Origin of the sequence: Hoyosella altamirensis (assembly GCF_014191505.1) — a bacterium.
In the GTDB taxonomy this organism is placed as follows: Bacteria; Actinomycetota; Actinomycetes; order Mycobacteriales; family Mycobacteriaceae; genus Hoyosella; species Hoyosella altamirensis.
On sequence record NZ_JACHWS010000002.1, the window covers coordinates 274,003 to 288,724 of the forward strand.

Consider the following 14,722-nt stretch of genomic DNA (forward strand, 5'->3'; position numbering starts at 1 on the left):
TTACTTGGACTCGTCAGCGTCGCTAACCTCGGCAGCCTCGGTAGCGTCCGCGGCGGTTGCGTTCTGGTCCTCGAGGGCGTCGACGACCTCTTCCGCATTCTCGACAGCTGCGTCGTCAGCCGCTTCCACGGCCTCCTCGGCAGGGTTCTCCACTGTCACTGTCTCTTCGGCCGTAGCCTGAGAAACTGGTGCAGCTGCAGGGGCGCTCTGCGAAGCGGCCACGCGGCGAGCGCGGTCCGCCTCGGACGAAACGGTCTGCTCCTTGACGAGTTCGATCACTGCCATCGGGGCGTTGTCGCCCTTGCGTGGCAGCGTCTTGACGATGCGGGTGTAGCCACCGTCACGCTCAGCAAAGTGCGGGCCAATTTCGGCGAAGAGCTTGTGGACGACGTCCTTGTCGCGGATCGTCTTCAGCACCTCACGACGATGGGCGAGTCCGCCCTTTTTCGCATGGGTGACAAGCTTCTCCGCGAACGGACGTAGCCGCCGGGCCTTGGCCTCGGTGGTGGTGATGCGGCCATGCTCGAACAGTGACGTTGCGAGGTTAGCCAGCATCAGCTTCTGATGCGACGCTGAGCCGCCAAGGCGCGGCCCCTTGGTGGGCTTGGGCATGGTGATGCTCCTCTAAGATCGCCCGACCCGGTCAGTCCACCGAGGGCGGGTGAAAGTGAATTAAAGCTGTTCTGTTTCGGCGTAGTCCTGCTCAGCGGCATAGTCACCGTCGCCGTCAGCGTCGGTGTCGCGCCATGTCCCCGTGCTCGCGTCGTACCCAGCGACCGCCGAAGGATCGAACGGTCCAGGGCTGTCCTTGAGCGAAAGACCGAGCGTGTGAAGCTTGACCTTCACCTCGTCGATGGACTTCTGCCCGAAGTTGCGGATATCAAGGAGGTCAGACTCTGTGCGGCTCACCAGCTCGCCGACCGTGTGTACACCTTCACGCTTGAGGCAGTTGTACGAACGGACGGTGAGATCGAGTTGCTCGATCGGCATCGCGTATGCGGCGATGTGATCAGCTTCCTGCGGTGACGGCCCGATCTCGATGCCCTCGGACTCCACGTTCAGCTCACGGCACAGGCCGAACAGCTCGACGAGTGTCTTGCCTGCCGAGGCAACGGAGTCACGCGGGCTGATCGAGTTCTTCGTCTCAACGTCAACGATGAGACGGTCGAAGTCGGTGCGCTGCTCGACACGGGTCGCCTCGACCTTGTACGTGACCTTCAGGACTGGCGAGTAAATCGCGTCCATCGGGATACGCCCAATCTCGGCGCCGGTGGCTTTGTTCTGCAGCGCCGGAACGTAGCCACGGCCACGCTCGACCACAAGCTCGATCTCCAAACGGCCCTTGTCATTGAGGGTCGCAATGTGCAGATCCGGGTTGTGCACCTCGACACCCGCAGGCGGAACGATGTCACCAGCGGTGACAGCCCCGGGGCCCTGCTTGCGCACGTACATGGTGACAGGCTCATCCTCTTCCGAGCTCACTACGAGGCTCTTCAGGTTGAGGATGATTTCGGTGACGTCTTCCTTCACACCCGGGACGGTGGTGAACTCATGGAGAACACCGTCTATCCGGATGCTGGTTACGGCCGCGCCCGGAATGGACGACAGCAGTGTCCGGCGAAGGGAGTTGCCGAGGGTGTAACCGAATCCCGGCTCGAGCGGCTCGATGACGAACCGTGACCGGTTATCGGCGACGATCTCTTCCGTCAGCTCTGGGCGCTGAGAGATGAGCATGTGTTCCTGTTCCTCCTTGGCATCCGCTATTTGATGCCGATTAGGGTTTTATGAGGGGCGCCCAAGAATGGGACGCCCCTCATACCGATTACTTCGAGTAGAACTCGACGATCAACTGCTCCTGCAGCGGAACGATGATCTGTTCCCGATCGGGCTCCTTGTGGACAAGGATCCGAAGCTTCGATGGGACAACCTGCAGCCAGCCGGGAGCTTGACGCTCGGTGATCAGTTCCTTCGCGAGCTGCATCGGAACGGTCTCCAGCGACTGTGGGCGCACATCGATGATGTCGTACTGCGAAACGCGGTAGCTCGGAATGTCGACGCGCTGGTTGTTCACCAGGAAGTGGCCGTGCGTCACGAGCTGGCGAGCCTGGCGGCGAGTACGCGCGAACCCTGCGCGGTAAACCACGTTGTCGAGACGAGTCTCGAGGATGCGGAGCAAGTTCTCGCCCGTCTTACCTGAACGGCGTGTTGCCTCCTGGTAGTAGCGGCGGAACTGCTTTTCCATCACGCCGTAGGTGAAGCGCGCCTTCTGCTTCTCCTGCAGCTGGAGCAGGTACTCGCTCTCCTTGATCCGCGCGCGGCCGTGCTGACCGGGCGGGTAGGGACGACGCTCGAAAGCCTGGTCACCACCAACGAGGTCCACCCGGAGACGACGCGACTTGCGGGTTACAGGACCGGTATAACGTGCCATTGTTTGACCTTCCCTTCCTGTTAGACCCGGCGGCGTTTCGGCGGACGGCAGCCGTTATGCGGCTGTGGCGTGACATCAGAGATCGTGCCCACCTCAAGGCCAGCGGCCTGCAGTGAACGGATCGCGGTCTCGCGGCCAGAACCGGGGCCCTTCACGAAGACGTCAACCTTCTTCATGCCGTGGTCCTGGGCCTTGCGTGCCGCGTTCTCGGCAGCGAGCTGTGCGGCGAACGGGGTCGACTTACGAGAACCCTTGAAGCCAACGTGACCTGAGGAAGCCCAGGAGATCACGTTGCCCTGCGGGTCCGTGATCGACACGATGGTGTTGTTGAACGTGCTCTTGATGTGCGCGTGACCATGCGCAATGTTCTTCTTTTCGCGGCGGCGGGACTTCTGGCCCTTCTTACCGCCGGTCACTCGTGACTTGGGGGGCATTTCTTACCTTGCCTTCTTCTTACCGGCGATCGTCTTCTTCGGGCCCTTCCGGGTGCGCGCGTTAGTCTTCGTGCGCTGACCCCGGACCGGGAGGCCGCGGCGGTGCCGCAGACCCTGGTAGGAGCCAATTTCCATCTTGCGGCGAATGTTCGCCTGCACCTCGCGGCGCAGGTCACCCTCGATCTTGAAAGACCCTTCGATGTACTCGCGGAGCTTCGCGACATCATCGTCAGTCAGGTCTTTCGTGCGGAGGTCCGGGCTGATGCCCGTCGCCGTAAGAATCTCCTGGGAGCGGGTCCGGCCGACGCCGAAGATGTATGTCAGCGCGATCTCCATGCGCTTATCGCGCGGCAGATCGACGCCTACAAGCCGTGCCATGCGGCTGTTCCTCTCATTTGCGGAGGTCTTCTCCCAGTCCGTCCCGTAGCTGATGCTCGGGCCCCGGCCTCCGTTCCAGGGGAGTCTGCCCGCGTATCGGGCAGGTGGCGCTGGGAGGTCTTCTTGTGTGCTGTCTGGCAAGCAGATCGCGAAAAGTGCGGCAGTCATGCCCCCGCAGTCAGGTCAGCCCTGACGCTGCTTGTGGCGAAGGTTGTCACAAATGACGAAAACCCGCCCCTTGCGACGTACGACCTGACACTTGTCGCAGATCTTCTTGACGCTTGGCTGAACCTTCACGTCCGTCCAATCTGTTCGGTTGTCTCACCCCGCGGCGACCAGGCGCCACGCGGGTTGCTGGCGAAGCCAGCCAGTTGGTTACTTGTAGCGGTAGACGATCCGGCCCCGCGACAGGTCATACGGCGAGAGCTCCACCACTACGCGATCCTCTGGGAGGATCCTGATGTAGTGCTGGCGCATCTTTCCGCTGATGTGCGCGAGGACCTTGTGGCCGTTTTCCAGCTCAACTCGGAACATTGCGTTGGGCAGCGGTTCGATAACGCGTCCCTCGACCTCAATGGCCCCGTCTTTCTTAGCCATGTCCTCCGCGATCCCGGGCAGAGCTCACCCCGGCCCCTTTGTTTACCATTTCATCTGATCCACTCAGGCGCTTGACGCACCAACGCACCATCCTACGCAGGAATTGCGAAGGCGCCAAATCACTGCTGCCACCCGCTCTATGTGGCGTACAGAAAACGGGACAGACTCAGGAGTTACTCCTGTGCGTCTGTCCCGTTTCTCGGGGTTTTTGAAGCTGCGTGCTAGTCGTGGGGCCGCAAGGTCAGAATGCGCGGGCCGTCATCTGTAACCGCGACAGTGTGTTCCCAGTGCGCGGCACGACTGCCGTCAGCAGTGACAACCGTCCATTCGTCGTCCAGAACTTCAGTATCGGTGGTGCCCAGCGTCAGCATCGGCTCAATGGCGAGCACCGAACCCACGACCAGATGCGGGCCCTTACCCGGTGCCCCCTCGTTGGGCAGGAACGGATCGAGGTGCATCTCGTTTCCGATCCCATGGCCACCATAGCCATCAACGATGCCGTACTTCCGGCCGTGTGTGCGTTCGAGTTCCCGGGTGCCCATTTCCAGCGCATAGGAGATATCGGTGAGTCGATTCCCCTCCACCATCGCCGCGATCCCTGCTTCCAACGTCAGGCGAGTCGCCTCGCTGAGGTCGCGGTCCGCGTCGCTGGTCTCCCCCACCCCGAACGTCCAGGCGGAATCCCCGTGCCAACCGTCGAGGATGGCACCGCAGTCGATCGAGACGAGGTCACCCGCCTCGATGACTCGGCTGCCGGGGATTCCATGCACGACCTCTTCGTTGATCGAGGCGCAGATGGAACCCGTGAAGCCGTGGTAGCCGAGGAAGGACGGCACAGCATTCGCCGCGCGGATTGTTGCTTCGGCGATCTCGTCGAGCTCCTTGGTGGTCACGCCGGGCTTTGCGGCGTCGCGCACAGCAACAAGAGTCTCGCCGACAATTGCACCCGCCGCAGCCATCGCATCGAGTTCCCCGGCGGACCGGAACGGAACTACCTTGCGTTTCCTGAGTCGCACGTTCAATGAACCCGGTTCACTTGCCCAGCGCGGCCATAGCGCGCCCGTTGATCTCTTCGATGTCACCCACGCCATTGACCGTTTTCACGATGGCGGCGTAGTGCTCGAGTAGCGGCGCCGTCTCATCCCGGTAGACATGCAGCCTGGTGCGGATGACGTCCTCGTTGTCGTCGGCGCGGCCGCGCTCGAGCATGCGTCCAACGACGACATCTTCATCGACGACAAACGAAACGACGGCGTCGAGTTTGGTGCCGTGATCGTCAAGAATCTTCTCCAGGGCTTCAGCCTGATCGACCGTGCGTGGATAGCCATCGAGCAGGAAGCCGTTTGCAGCGTCGGGCTCACTGATGCGCTGCTCGACCATGCGGTTGGTGATCTCACTGGGAACGAGCTTGCCCGCATCCGTGTAGGCCTTAGCCTCGAGGCCTAGCGGTGTGCCCTGACCGATGTTGGCACGAAACAGATCGCCGGTGGAGATGTGCGGGACGCCGAGCTTCTCCGACAGGAGCGCTGCCTGCGTTCCTTTTCCAGCTCCGGGAGGACCAAGTAGTACGACTCTCACTTCAAGAACCCTTCATAGTTGCGCTGCATCAGTTGGCTTTCTATCTGCCTTACTGTATCGAGAGCCACGACCACCATGATGAGTACCGCCGAACCACCGAACGGAATGCTCTGGACATCGCCACTCCCCGCATTGAGGAATACGTTCGGCAGCACAGCAATCGTGCCCAGGTAAATCGAGCCTGGCAGCGTGATGCGGTTGAGCACGAACGAGAGGTATTCGGCGGTCGGTCGCCCAGGCCTGATGCCAGGAATGAAGCCGCCGTACTTCTTCATCTCTTCAGCACGATCATCCGGGTTGAACGTGATCGATACGTAGAAGAACGTGAAGAACATGATGAGCATGAAGTACAAGATGATGTACACCGGGCTGCTCGGGTTCATCAGATGCTCAGTCATGAAACGCTGCCACGCCGGTGGCTCTTCCTGCCCTGTCGTGAGCTGAACAACCAGGAACGGCATGTACAGCAGTGACGACGCGAAGATGACCGGGATGACACCAGCCTGGTTCACCTTCAGTGGCAAGTAGGTTGACGTACCGCCGTACATGCGGCGCCCAACCATGCGCTTCGCGTATTGCACAGGGATGCGGCGCTGGCCCTGCTCGACGAACACAACACCGGTGACAATCGCCGCTGCCGCGATACAAACGAGGGTGAACGTGACGCCACCGCGGCTCTGAAGGATGTTGTTGCCCTCAACCGGGATCATGGCGGCGATGCCGGCGAAGATCAGCAGCGACATGCCGTTGCCGACACCCCGCTCGGTGACCTGCTCACCGAACCACATCAGCAGCGTCGCGCCAGCCGTCATCACAAGCACGATCACCAGGAGCCCGAAGACGCTGGTATCGGCGATAATGTCGAGTTCACAACCCTGCAAGAGCTGACCGCGCGCAGCCAGTGCGACGATTCCCGTCGCCTGCAGCATGGCCAGCGCGACCGCGAGATAACGCGTGTACTGCGTCATCTTGGCCTGACCGCTTTGGCCTTCTTTTCTAAGTTGTTCGAACTTCGGGATCACTACCGTCAGCAACTGGACGATGATGCTCGCCGTGATATACGGGATAACACCGATTGCAAATACCGAGAGCTGCAGCAGGGCGCCGCCGGAGAACAGGTTGATCAGCGAGTACAGTCCGGCCGCGTCGCCGCCGGTAGCCTGCGCGACACAGGATTGAATATTCGCGAAGTCAACACCGGGCGATGGAATCTGCGCGCCGAGACGGTAGAGGACAACAATCCCGAGCGTGAAGAGAATCTTCCGCCTCAGGTCTGGAGTCCTGATGGCCGTAACGAAGGCGGAGAGCAACGATCCTCCTGGCTAGGACGGTAGTACAGGGCAGCGAAGTTCAGGCAAGCGGTCACACACGGTGATAGCTGGCCAAGCGATGGCCAACATGCCTGTCTCGCAGGTCTGGTCAACTCTAACAGTATCCGGGGGTACGCCCTTTGCGCCGCAGCCTCAGTTGCGCGCTGGGCGAGCCTCCCCCATTCCGTGACGAACCACGGACAGCACAAGAGGCCGTCAGGGTGAACCCCTCACGGCCTCTCGTTGCTTTAGTCACAGCACTGCTGTACCCGAGGTATCACAGCTCCGTTACGGAGCCGCCAGCAGCGGCGATCTTCTCTTTAGCGGCACCGGAGAACTTGTTCGCGGTAACCTGCACGGCTACCGAGATGTCGCCATCGCCGAGAACCTTCACCAGCTCGTTCTTCCGAACGAGGCCAGCCTGAACGAGTTCAGCAACACCGATCGTGCCCCCTTCAGGGAAAACGCGCGCGATGTCACCGACGTTCACGGCCTGGTATTCGGTGCGGAACCGGTTCTTGAAGCCCTTCAGCTTAGGAAGCCGCATGTGAAGGGGCATCTGGCCACCTTCGAACATCACGGGAACCTGCTTGCGGGCCTTGGTGCCCTTGGTGCCACGACCAGCGGTCTTGCCCTTTGAGCCTTCACCGCGGCCAACGCGCATCTTGTCTTTCTTCGAGCCCTCAGCGGGACGAAGGTGGTGCAGTTTGATCGCCATGATCAGACCTCCTCAACTTCTACGAGGTGGCGCACCACATGGATAAGCCCACGGTTCTGAGGGGTGTCCTCACGGACTACCGACTGGCGGATCCGCTTCAGACCAAGGGTGCGCATGCTTTCGCGCTGCTTCGGGTTCGCCCCGATGATGCTTCGCAGCTGGGTAACTCTCAACTCAGCCATTGCTATGCCCCCTGCCCTGCGCGTGCACGGAGCATACCTGCAGGTGCAACGTGCTCGATCGGAAGACCGCGACGTGCGGCAACTTCCTCAGGGCGCTGCAGCTGCTTCAGTGCTGCCACCGTCGCATGAACAACGTTGATGGCGTTGTCGCTGCCTAGTGACTTCGACAGGATGTCATGGACACCTGCGCATTCAAGCACTGCGCGTACAGCACCGCCGGCGATAACACCGGTACCGGGGCTGGCCGGGCGCAGGAAGACAACACCTGCTGCGGCTTCACCCTGCACTGGGTGGGTGATGGTGCCCGCGATCAGCGGAACACGGAAGAAATTCTTCCGGGCCTCTTCGACGCCCTTCTGAATGGCCGCGGGAACTTCCTTGGCCTTTCCGTATCCGACACCGACGACACCGTTGCCGTCACCGACAACGACGAGGGCGGTGAAGCTGAAACGACGACCACCCTTGACGACCTTGGCGACTCGGTTGATCGCGACGACGCGCTCGAGATGGTTCGACTTCTCGTTCGCTGGACCACGGGCATTGTCGCCGCGGCGGTCGCGACGATCTCTGCGGTCCTTCTGGTCGTCACCACTTGGATTGTTACTACCGGCGGGTCCGCTGCCGCCGTCACGCCGACCACGTCCCGGCATTAGGCTTTCCTTCCGTTCGTACGATTTGGTGTGTTTCGGGTGGTCATCATGATCAGAACTTCAATCCACCTTCACGTGCGGCATCAGCCAGTGCGGCGATGCGGCCGTGATAGTCGTTGCCACCCCGGTCGAACACCACCGCTTCGATGCCGGCATCCTTGGCGCGCTGGGCGATGAGGGCACCGACCTTTTCGCTCCGGGCTTTTTTGTCACCCTCGACAGCACGCACGTCTGGCTCCATCGACGATGCGGCAGCGAGTGTGCGTCCTGCGAGGTCGTCGATCACCTGCACGTGGATATGCCGCGAGGAGCGGTGCACTGCGAGACGGGGACGTTCTGCAGTACCCGCGATCTTCTTCCGCAGACGGAAGTGGCGGCGGGCACGGGAGATACGGCGCTGCGTCGAGACGTCGGTACCGACCGGCGTGCGCTTGATCGGCTTATCTGTTGCTTGTGTTGCCTGGCTCATGATTACTTACCCGTCTTTCCTTCCTTGCGACGGATCTGCTCGCCGGCGTAACGAATGCCCTTGCCCTTATAGGGGTCTGGACGGCGCAGGCGGCGGATGTTGGCAGCGACCTGCCCCACCTGCTGCTTGTCGATGCCAGAGATCGAGAACTTGGTCGGCGACTCCACCTTGAAGGTGATGCCTTCCGGCGCCTCGATCGGCACAGGGTGGCTGAACCCGAGGGCGAACTCGAGGTTGCTTCCCTTTTGCTGCACGCGGTAGCCCACGCCATGGATTTCCATGTTCGTGGTGTAGCCCTCGGTGACACCGACGACCATGTTGTTGATCAACGTGCGTGAGAGACCGTGTAGTGCGCGGCTCTTACGCTCGTCATCGGGACGTGAAACCGCGATCGTTCCATCATCGTCACGAGCGACCGTGATTGGTGTGGCGATGGTGAGATCGAGGGTGCCCTTCGGGCCCTTCACGACAATTTTCTGGCCGTCGATGTTGATGTCAACACCGGACGGGACTCGCACGGGGTGCTTTCCAATACGTGACATGTCGTGGCCTCCCTCACCAGACGTAGGCGAGGACTTCCCCGCCCACCCTCTGAGTCGCAGCCTGACGGTCGGTAAGCAAGCCTGTCGACGTGGAGATGATCGCCACGCCGAGGCCACCCAGTACCTTCGGCAGATTGGTGGACTTTGCGTATACGCGCAGACCCGGCTTCGAAACACGGCGCAGACCAGCGATCGAGCGCTCACGGGTAGGCCCGTACTTCAGCTCGACGATCAGCGACTTACCGACCCGAGCAGGCTCGGTGCGGTAGTCGGCGATGTATCCCTCGCGCTTCAGGATCTCGGCGATGTTCGCCTTCAGCTTTGAGTGCGGCATCACCACGGTGTCGTGGAATGCCGAGTTGGCATTGCGCAGACGCGTCAGCATGTCTGCGACAGGATCGGTCATGGTCATGGGAGTGACCTACTCACCTTTCTCGCCACGGTTCCCCGCAGGGGCCTGCAGCGAAGTGCAAATTGATAATTCTTGAAATCTCACCAGGACGACTTGTGCACGCCGGGCAGTTCGCCCTTGTGCGCCATCTCGCGAAGGCACACGCGGCACAGACCGAACTTGCGGTAGACAGAGTGCGGACGACCGCACTTCTGGCACCGTGTGTACGCGCGGACGGCGAACTTCGGCTTGCGAGCGGCCTTGATTACCAGTGCTTTCTTAGCCATCGGATGCTCAGCTCTCCTTGAAGGGGAAGCCGAGGTGCTTCAGCAGCGCACGGCCCTCTTCGTCAGTTGTCGCGGTGGTCACAACAGTGATGTTCATGCCGCGAGGACGGTCGATCGAGTCGATGTCGATCTCGTGGAACATTGACTGCTCATTGAGACCGAACGTGTAGTTGCCATTTCCGTCGAACTGCTTGGGCGACAGTCCACGGAAGTCCCTGATACGGGGCAGCGCGATGGTGACCAGGCGGTCGAGGAACTCCCACATACGGTCACCGCGCAGGGTGGCGCGGGCACCGATGGGCATTCCTTCGCGCAGCTTGAACTGCGCGATGGACTTCCGGGCGCGACGAACCTCAGGCTTCTGACCGGTGATCAGAGAGAGATCCCGGACAGCGCCGTTGATCAGCTTGCCGTCACGAGCGGCGTCTCCGACGCCCATGTTGACGACGACCTTCACGACACCGGGGATCTGCATGACGTTCGCGTACGTGAACTCGTTGTTCAGCGCGTCTTTGATCTCGCTGCGGTAGCGGGACTTCAGCCGCGGCTGCACTTCACTCCGGTACTTTTCTGGGTGCTCAACAGCAGTCATGCTCAGATGTCCTTCCCGGTCTTGCGGGAGATCCGAACGCGCTTGCCGGACTCCTCATCGGCGCGGTATCCCACCCGGGTTGGATTCCCGTCAGCATCGACCACCATGACGTTGGAAACGTGGATTGGCGCTTCCTGGGTGACGATTCCACCGGTCTGAGCACCGCGCTGGTTTGCCGAAATGGGCGTGTGCTTCTTGATACGGTTCACGCCCTCGACAAGCACCTTTTCGGTCTTCGGGAAAGCCTGAATGACCTTGCCCTTAGCGCCCTTGTCCTTGCCTGATACGACGAGAACTGTGTCGCCTTTACGTACCTTCATCACAACACCTCCGGCGCAAGCGAAACGATCTTCATGAAGCGCTTGTCACGAAGCTCACGACCAACGGGGCCGAAGATTCGGGTGCCACGTGGGTCGGTAGCGTTCTTGAGGATGACAGCTGCATTCTCATCGAATCGGATGTACGAACCGTCGGGACGGCGGCGTTCCTTCTTGGTGCGAACGACAACGGCCTTGACGACCTCGCCGCGTTTGATGTTGCCGCCAGGGATGGCTTCCTTCACCGTCGCAACGATGATGTCACCCACACCGGCGTAACGACGTCCGGATCCACCGAGAACGCGGATGCACAGAATCTCCCTAGCACCCGTGTTGTCGGCGACCCGAAGTCGCGATTCCTGCTGGATCACTATCTTCTCCTGAACCTGGATTTATACGTGGCAGATTTCCGACCTGACCACGCTCGGTCCCAATCTGTCCTTATTGCCCCGCTCTGCCCACCGCGGCTCACGCTGCGGCGGGCAGAAGGAAGACTACTTGGCTTTTTCGAGAACCTCGACGAGCCGCCAGCGCTTGGTGGCCGACAGCGGACGGGTCTCCATCAGCTGCACGCGGTCGCCGATGCCTGCGGTCTCGTTCTCGTCGTGAGCCTTGACCCGGCTGGTGCGCCGGATGACCTTGCCGTAAAGCGAGTGCTTCACGCGGTCTTCAAGCTCGACGACGATCGTCTTCTGCATCTTGTCGGAAACCACGTAGCCGATGCGCGTCTTGCGCCGGCCACGGGGCTTCTGGGTCTGGGCGGAGCCTTCCGCCTGAGCCGAATTCACGCTGTTGTCCTCACTCATGCTGCGTCACCAGCCGTCTCGGTTTCCGGTCCTGCAGCAAGCCCGAGTTCGCGCTCACGCAGCACCGTGTAGATCCGTGCGATGTCCTTACGGACGGTGCCCAGACGACGGTTGTTGTCGAGCTGTCCGGTTGCCATCTGGAAACGCAGGTTGAAGAGCTCTTCTTTAGCTTCGCGTAGCCGCTCGACCAGCTCTTCTTTGCTGAGTTCACGGAGCTCTGAGGCTTTTGTTCCGGTAGCCATCAGAACTGTCCCTCCCTCGTCACGATCCTGCACTTCATTGGGAGTTTGTGGATCGCGCGGCGCAGAGCCTCACGAGCCACCTCCTCATTGGGGTATGACATCTCGAACATCACGCGGCCAGGCTTGATGTTCGCGACCCACCACTCGGGTGAGCCCTTACCTGAACCCATGCGGGTTTCGGCTGGCTTCTTGGTCAGCGGCCGGTCCGGGAACACGTTGATCCACACCTTGCCACCACGGCGGATGTGCCGGTTGATGGCAATACGCGCGGATTCGATCTGCCGGTTGGTCAGGTACGCCGGCTCGAGAGCCTGGATACCGAAGTCACCGAATACCACCTGGGTGCCGCCCTTGGCGAGACCCGTGCGCTTGGGCTTGTGCTGCTTGCGGTGCTTCACCTTGCGTGGGATCAGCATCGTCAGGCCTCCTTGCTCTCACTTGGCGCAGTACCTGCGCCAGCAGCCCCGACACCAGCGTCAGCCGTCTTCCGTCCGCCTTCAGGCGCTGAGGAACCAGCGCCACCGCGGCGGGGGCGTGACGGGCGCTCACGGCGTGGCCGACGATCGTCAGCTCCTGGCACGACAACATCTGCCTCACGGCGGCCACCAACAACGTCACCCTTGTAGATCCAGACCTTCACGCCGATCCGGCCGAACGTTGTTTTTGCCTCGTGAAGCCCGTAGTCGATGTCCGCGCGGAGGGTGTGCAGCGGCACACGGCCTTCGCGGTAGAACTCCGAACGCGACATTTCGGCACCACCAAGACGGCCCGAGCACTGCACCCGGATGCCCTTGACATGCGGGTGGCGCATAGCCGACTGGATCGCCTTGCGCATCGCGCGGCGGAACGCCACGCGGTTCGAGAGCTGCTCCGCTACACCTTGAGCGACAAGCTGCGCGTCGCTGTCGGCGTTCTTCACCTCGAGGATGTTCAGCTGCACCTGCTTGGCAGTGAGCTTCTCGAGCTGTGCACGGATACGGTCCGCCTCGGTGCCGCGGCGTCCGATGACAATGCCTGGGCGTGCCGTGAAGATGTCGACACGCACACGGTCGCGTGTGCGCTCGATCTCCACCTTCGAGATGCCAGCGCGCTCAAGACCAGTCTTGAGAAGCTTGCGGATCTCGACGTCTTCTTTCACGTACTCCGCGTACTGCTTGTCCGCGTACCAACGGGACTTCCAGTCCGTGGTGATACCTAGACGGAAGCCGTGCGGGTTGATTTTCTGGCCCACTACTGAGCTCCCTTCCGGCGGTTACGGTTGCCTGTGGACTTCGACTCCACACTTTCCACAACCACAGTGATGTGGCTGGTGCGCTTGCGGATCCGGAATGCCCGGCCCTGCGCGCGCGGCTGGAAGCGCTTCATCGTGGGACCTTCGTCTACATAGGCCTCCGACACCACCAGTGTCCGCGGATCGAGACTCAGGTTGTTCTCGGCATTCGCAACGGCACTAGCGAGCACCTTGGCGACCGGCTCGCTCGCCGCCTGTGGGGCGAACTTGAGGACGGTCAGCGCGTCGGCAGCATCACGCCCGCGGATGAGATCCACGACGCGTCGTGCCTTCATCGGCGTCACGCGCACGAAGCGAGCCGTTGCCCGAGCGGTCGGGTTCTCGGTCGCAGTGTTGTTGTTGCTCATCGGCGCTTGCTCTTCCGGTCTTCCTTGATGTGGCTTCTGAATGTCCGGGTCGGCGCGAACTCACCGAGCTTGTGACCGACCATGTTCTCGGAAACGAACACCGGGACATGCTTACGGCCATCGTGGACCGCAAACGTGTGACCAATGAAGTCCGGAATGATCGTCGAACGGCGGGACCAGGTCTTGATGACCTGCTTGGTTCCCTTGTCGTTCTGGACGTCCACCTTCGCGAGGAGGTGGTCATCGACGAACGGGCCCTTCTTAAGGCTGCGCGGCATCTTTCACTCCCTCCTAGCGCTTCTTGCCTGTACGGCGGCGGCGAACGATCATCCTGTCGCTTTCCTTGCGACGACGGGTGCGACCCTCCGGCTTGCCCCACGGGCTCACCGGGTGACGGCCACCCGATGTCTTACCTTCACCACCACCATGTGGGTGGTCGATCGGGTTCATCACCACACCACGGACGGTTGGGCGTTTGCCCTTCCACCGCATGCGGCCAGCTTTACCCCAGTTGATGTTGGCGTGCTCTGAGTTGCCCACCTCACCAATCGAGGCACGGCAGCGGACGTCAACATTCCGGATTTCGCCGGACGGCATACGCAGCTGGGCGTATGGACCATCCTTTGCGACGAGCTGCACGGAAGTGCCCGCACTGCGAGCGATCTTGGCGCCGCCACCTGGGCGGAGTTCGATCGCGTGGATGACCGTACCTGTCGGGATGTTGCGCAGCGGCAGGTTGTTACCTGGCTTGATGTCTGCGCCGGGTCCCGACTCGACGACGTCGCCTTGCTTCAGCTTCGCCGGAGCGATGATGTAGCGCTTTTCGCCATCGAGGTAGTGGAGCAACGCGATCCGCGAAGTGCGGTTGGGGTCGTACTCAATGTGAGCGACCTTCGCGTTGACGCCGTCTTTGTCCGCGCGGCGGAAGTCGATGACGCGGTATGCACGCTTGTGTCCACCGCCCTTGTGCCGGGTTGTGATCCGGCCATGAGCGTTACGGCCACCGGACTTGGTCAATGGGCGAACCAGTGACTTTTCCGGAGTCGAGCGCGTGATCTCCGCGAAGTCAGCGACGCTCGCACCCCGGCGGCCCGGGGATGTTGGCTTGTACTTACGGATTGCCATGAGTCTTCAGTCCTCTTTGTTTCGTCAGTCCCAGTCAG

General features: G+C 61.4%; 27 protein-coding genes. All 27 read right to left on the minus strand.

From position 1 onward, the window contains the following. On the minus strand, positions 1 to 612 hold the full coding sequence (gene rplQ, locus FHU29_RS10060) for a 50S ribosomal protein L17 (protein WP_064441044.1): 612 nt from the start codon (positions 610 to 612) through the stop codon (positions 1 to 3). A 60-nt stretch (positions 613 to 672) separates the two neighbouring features. Beyond that, positions 673 to 1,734, minus strand: a complete 1,062-nt coding sequence (locus tag FHU29_RS10065; protein WP_064441045.1) for a DNA-directed RNA polymerase subunit alpha — start codon at positions 1,732 to 1,734, stop codon at positions 673 to 675. 88 nt (positions 1,735 to 1,822) lie between these two features. Next, positions 1,823 to 2,428, minus strand: coding sequence for a 30S ribosomal protein S4 (rpsD, locus tag FHU29_RS10070; protein WP_041450801.1), 606 nt, complete (start codon positions 2,426 to 2,428; stop codon positions 1,823 to 1,825). 20 nt (positions 2,429 to 2,448) lie between these two features. After that, a complete protein-coding gene (rpsK, locus tag FHU29_RS10075) occupies positions 2,449 to 2,862 on the minus strand; it encodes a 30S ribosomal protein S11 (RefSeq protein WP_064441046.1) in 414 nt (137 codons plus the stop codon). A 3-nt stretch (positions 2,863 to 2,865) separates the two neighbouring features. Beyond that, a complete protein-coding gene (gene rpsM, locus FHU29_RS10080) occupies positions 2,866 to 3,240 on the minus strand; it encodes a 30S ribosomal protein S13 (protein WP_013805301.1) in 375 nt (124 codons plus the stop codon). 183 nt (positions 3,241 to 3,423) lie between these two features. Beyond that, a complete protein-coding gene (gene rpmJ, locus FHU29_RS10085; protein ID WP_074390888.1) occupies positions 3,424 to 3,537 on the minus strand; it encodes a 50S ribosomal protein L36 in 114 nt (37 codons plus the stop codon). Positions 3,538 to 3,615: 78 nt separating this feature from the next. After that, positions 3,616 to 3,837, minus strand: a complete 222-nt coding sequence (gene infA / locus FHU29_RS10090; RefSeq protein WP_005443304.1) for a translation initiation factor IF-1 — start codon at positions 3,835 to 3,837, stop codon at positions 3,616 to 3,618. Positions 3,838 to 4,058: 221 nt separating this feature from the next. After that, complete coding sequence (map, locus tag FHU29_RS10095) at positions 4,059 to 4,853, minus strand: type I methionyl aminopeptidase (RefSeq protein WP_074390889.1); 795 nt, start codon at positions 4,851 to 4,853, stop codon at positions 4,059 to 4,061. A gap of 16 nt (positions 4,854 to 4,869) precedes the next feature. Beyond that, positions 4,870 to 5,415, minus strand: a complete 546-nt coding sequence (locus tag FHU29_RS10100; RefSeq protein WP_064441047.1) for an adenylate kinase — start codon at positions 5,413 to 5,415, stop codon at positions 4,870 to 4,872. Further along, entirely contained in the window at positions 5,412 to 6,725 is a 1,314-nt protein-coding gene (secY, locus tag FHU29_RS10105; protein WP_013805298.1) for a preprotein translocase subunit SecY, read from the minus strand. The genes FHU29_RS10100 and secY overlap by 4 nt, the downstream gene beginning before the upstream one ends. A 277-nt stretch (positions 6,726 to 7,002) precedes the next feature. Beyond that, a complete protein-coding gene (gene rplO, locus FHU29_RS10110; protein ID WP_064441048.1) occupies positions 7,003 to 7,443 on the minus strand; it encodes a 50S ribosomal protein L15 in 441 nt (146 codons plus the stop codon). Positions 7,444 to 7,445: 2 nt separating this feature from the next. Continuing rightward, positions 7,446 to 7,625 carry a 50S ribosomal protein L30 gene (rpmD, locus tag FHU29_RS10115; protein WP_064441049.1) on the minus strand — a complete coding sequence of 60 codons (180 nt, stop codon included), beginning with the start codon at positions 7,623 to 7,625 and terminating at the stop codon, positions 7,446 to 7,448. 2 nt (positions 7,626 to 7,627) lie between these two features. After that, positions 7,628 to 8,275: a 30S ribosomal protein S5 gene (rpsE, locus tag FHU29_RS10120; protein WP_013805295.1), complete on the minus strand. Its 648-nt coding sequence runs from the start codon at positions 8,273 to 8,275 to the stop codon at positions 7,628 to 7,630. Positions 8,276 to 8,327: 52 nt separating this feature from the next. Then, positions 8,328 to 8,744, minus strand: a complete 417-nt coding sequence (gene rplR, locus FHU29_RS10125) for a 50S ribosomal protein L18 (protein WP_013805294.1) — start codon at positions 8,742 to 8,744, stop codon at positions 8,328 to 8,330. A gap of 2 nt (positions 8,745 to 8,746) precedes the next feature. Beyond that, entirely contained in the window at positions 8,747 to 9,286 is a 540-nt protein-coding gene (rplF, locus tag FHU29_RS10130) for a 50S ribosomal protein L6 (RefSeq protein WP_041450800.1), read from the minus strand. A 13-nt stretch (positions 9,287 to 9,299) separates the two neighbouring features. Beyond that, positions 9,300 to 9,698, minus strand: coding sequence for a 30S ribosomal protein S8 (gene rpsH / locus FHU29_RS10135; protein WP_013805292.1), 399 nt, complete (start codon positions 9,696 to 9,698; stop codon positions 9,300 to 9,302). Between the two features lie 80 nt (positions 9,699 to 9,778). Then, on the minus strand, positions 9,779 to 9,964 hold the full coding sequence (locus FHU29_RS10140; protein WP_013805291.1) for a type Z 30S ribosomal protein S14: 186 nt from the start codon (positions 9,962 to 9,964) through the stop codon (positions 9,779 to 9,781). A 7-nt stretch (positions 9,965 to 9,971) separates the two neighbouring features. Then, positions 9,972 to 10,556 (minus strand): 50S ribosomal protein L5, encoded by a 585-nt coding sequence (gene rplE, locus FHU29_RS10145; RefSeq protein ID WP_013805290.1) that lies wholly within the window; start codon positions 10,554 to 10,556, stop codon positions 9,972 to 9,974. 2 nt (positions 10,557 to 10,558) lie between these two features. Then, a complete protein-coding gene (gene rplX / locus FHU29_RS10150) occupies positions 10,559 to 10,876 on the minus strand; it encodes a 50S ribosomal protein L24 (protein ID WP_013805289.1) in 318 nt (105 codons plus the stop codon). Then, positions 10,876 to 11,244, minus strand: a complete 369-nt coding sequence (gene rplN, locus FHU29_RS10155) for a 50S ribosomal protein L14 (protein WP_064441050.1) — start codon at positions 11,242 to 11,244, stop codon at positions 10,876 to 10,878. Before rplN ends, rplX begins: the two co-directional genes overlap by 1 nt. 123 nt (positions 11,245 to 11,367) lie before the next feature. Next, positions 11,368 to 11,679 carry a 30S ribosomal protein S17 gene (rpsQ, locus tag FHU29_RS10160; RefSeq protein WP_013805287.1) on the minus strand — a complete coding sequence of 104 codons (312 nt, stop codon included), beginning with the start codon at positions 11,677 to 11,679 and terminating at the stop codon, positions 11,368 to 11,370. Beyond that, entirely contained in the window at positions 11,676 to 11,921 is a 246-nt protein-coding gene (gene rpmC, locus FHU29_RS10165) for a 50S ribosomal protein L29 (RefSeq protein ID WP_013805286.1), read from the minus strand. The genes rpsQ and rpmC overlap by 4 nt, the downstream gene beginning before the upstream one ends. Beyond that, positions 11,921 to 12,337 (minus strand): 50S ribosomal protein L16, encoded by a 417-nt coding sequence (gene rplP / locus FHU29_RS10170; RefSeq protein ID WP_013805285.1) that lies wholly within the window; start codon positions 12,335 to 12,337, stop codon positions 11,921 to 11,923. Before rplP ends, rpmC begins: the two co-directional genes overlap by 1 nt. 2 nt (positions 12,338 to 12,339) lie before the next feature. Continuing rightward, positions 12,340 to 13,152, minus strand: a complete 813-nt coding sequence (gene rpsC / locus FHU29_RS10175) for a 30S ribosomal protein S3 (RefSeq protein ID WP_013805284.1) — start codon at positions 13,150 to 13,152, stop codon at positions 12,340 to 12,342. Beyond that, positions 13,152 to 13,559, minus strand: coding sequence for a 50S ribosomal protein L22 (rplV, locus tag FHU29_RS10180; protein ID WP_013805283.1), 408 nt, complete (start codon positions 13,557 to 13,559; stop codon positions 13,152 to 13,154). The genes rpsC and rplV overlap by 1 nt, the downstream gene beginning before the upstream one ends. After that, entirely contained in the window at positions 13,556 to 13,837 is a 282-nt protein-coding gene (rpsS, locus tag FHU29_RS10185; RefSeq protein WP_064441051.1) for a 30S ribosomal protein S19, read from the minus strand. Before rpsS ends, rplV begins: the two co-directional genes overlap by 4 nt. 13 nt (positions 13,838 to 13,850) lie before the next feature. Then, the gene (gene rplB, locus FHU29_RS10190) at positions 13,851 to 14,684 is read right to left on the minus strand and encodes a 50S ribosomal protein L2 (RefSeq protein WP_013805281.1); all 834 of its coding nucleotides are present in this window, start codon (positions 14,682 to 14,684) and stop codon (positions 13,851 to 13,853) included. Positions 14,685 to 14,722 lie beyond the last annotated feature (38 nt).

Excerpts from the sequence above, each read along its gene's own strand:
- rplQ (WP_064441044.1), bottom strand. The coding sequence starts at position 612 with ATGCCCAAGCCCACCAAGGGGCCGCGCCTTGGCGGCTCAGCGTCGCAT.
- FHU29_RS10065 (WP_064441045.1), bottom strand. The coding sequence starts at position 1,734 with ATGCTCATCTCTCAGCGCCCAGAGCTGACGGAAGAGATCGTCGCCGAT.
- rpsD (WP_041450801.1), bottom strand. The coding sequence starts at position 2,428 with ATGGCACGTTATACCGGTCCTGTAACCCGCAAGTCGCGTCGTCTCCGG.
- rpsK (WP_064441046.1), bottom strand. The coding sequence starts at position 2,862 with ATGCCCCCCAAGTCACGAGTGACCGGCGGTAAGAAGGGCCAGAAGTCC.
- rpsM (WP_013805301.1), bottom strand. The coding sequence starts at position 3,240 with ATGGCACGGCTTGTAGGCGTCGATCTGCCGCGCGATAAGCGCATGGAG.
- infA (WP_005443304.1), bottom strand. The coding sequence starts at position 3,837 with ATGGCTAAGAAAGACGGGGCCATTGAGGTCGAGGGACGCGTTATCGAA.
- rplO (WP_064441048.1), bottom strand. The coding sequence starts at position 7,443 with ATGGCGATCAAACTGCACCACCTTCGTCCCGCTGAGGGCTCGAAGAAA.
- rpmD (WP_064441049.1), bottom strand. The coding sequence starts at position 7,625 with ATGGCTGAGTTGAGAGTTACCCAGCTGCGAAGCATCATCGGGGCGAAC.
- rpsE (WP_013805295.1), bottom strand. The coding sequence starts at position 8,275 with ATGCCGGGACGTGGTCGGCGTGACGGCGGCAGCGGACCCGCCGGTAGT.
- rplR (WP_013805294.1), bottom strand. The coding sequence starts at position 8,744 with ATGAGCCAGGCAACACAAGCAACAGATAAGCCGATCAAGCGCACGCCG.
- rplF (WP_041450800.1), bottom strand. The coding sequence starts at position 9,286 with ATGTCACGTATTGGAAAGCACCCCGTGCGAGTCCCGTCCGGTGTTGAC.
- rpsH (WP_013805292.1), bottom strand. The coding sequence starts at position 9,698 with ATGACCATGACCGATCCTGTCGCAGACATGCTGACGCGTCTGCGCAAT.
- FHU29_RS10140 (WP_013805291.1), bottom strand. The coding sequence starts at position 9,964 with ATGGCTAAGAAAGCACTGGTAATCAAGGCCGCTCGCAAGCCGAAGTTC.
- rplE (WP_013805290.1), bottom strand. The coding sequence starts at position 10,556 with ATGACTGCTGTTGAGCACCCAGAAAAGTACCGGAGTGAAGTGCAGCCG.
- rplX (WP_013805289.1), bottom strand. The coding sequence starts at position 10,876 with ATGAAGGTACGTAAAGGCGACACAGTTCTCGTCGTATCAGGCAAGGAC.
- rpsQ (WP_013805287.1), bottom strand. The coding sequence starts at position 11,679 with ATGAGTGAGGACAACAGCGTGAATTCGGCTCAGGCGGAAGGCTCCGCC.
- rpmC (WP_013805286.1), bottom strand. The coding sequence starts at position 11,921 with ATGGCTACCGGAACAAAAGCCTCAGAGCTCCGTGAACTCAGCAAAGAA.
- rplP (WP_013805285.1), bottom strand. The coding sequence starts at position 12,337 with ATGCTGATCCCACGCAAGGTGAAGCACCGCAAGCAGCACAAGCCCAAG.
- rplV (WP_013805283.1), bottom strand. The coding sequence starts at position 13,559 with ATGAGCAACAACAACACTGCGACCGAGAACCCGACCGCTCGGGCAACG.
- rpsS (WP_064441051.1), bottom strand. The coding sequence starts at position 13,837 with ATGCCGCGCAGCCTTAAGAAGGGCCCGTTCGTCGATGACCACCTCCTC.
- rplB (WP_013805281.1), bottom strand. The coding sequence starts at position 14,684 with ATGGCAATCCGTAAGTACAAGCCAACATCCCCGGGCCGCCGGGGTGCG.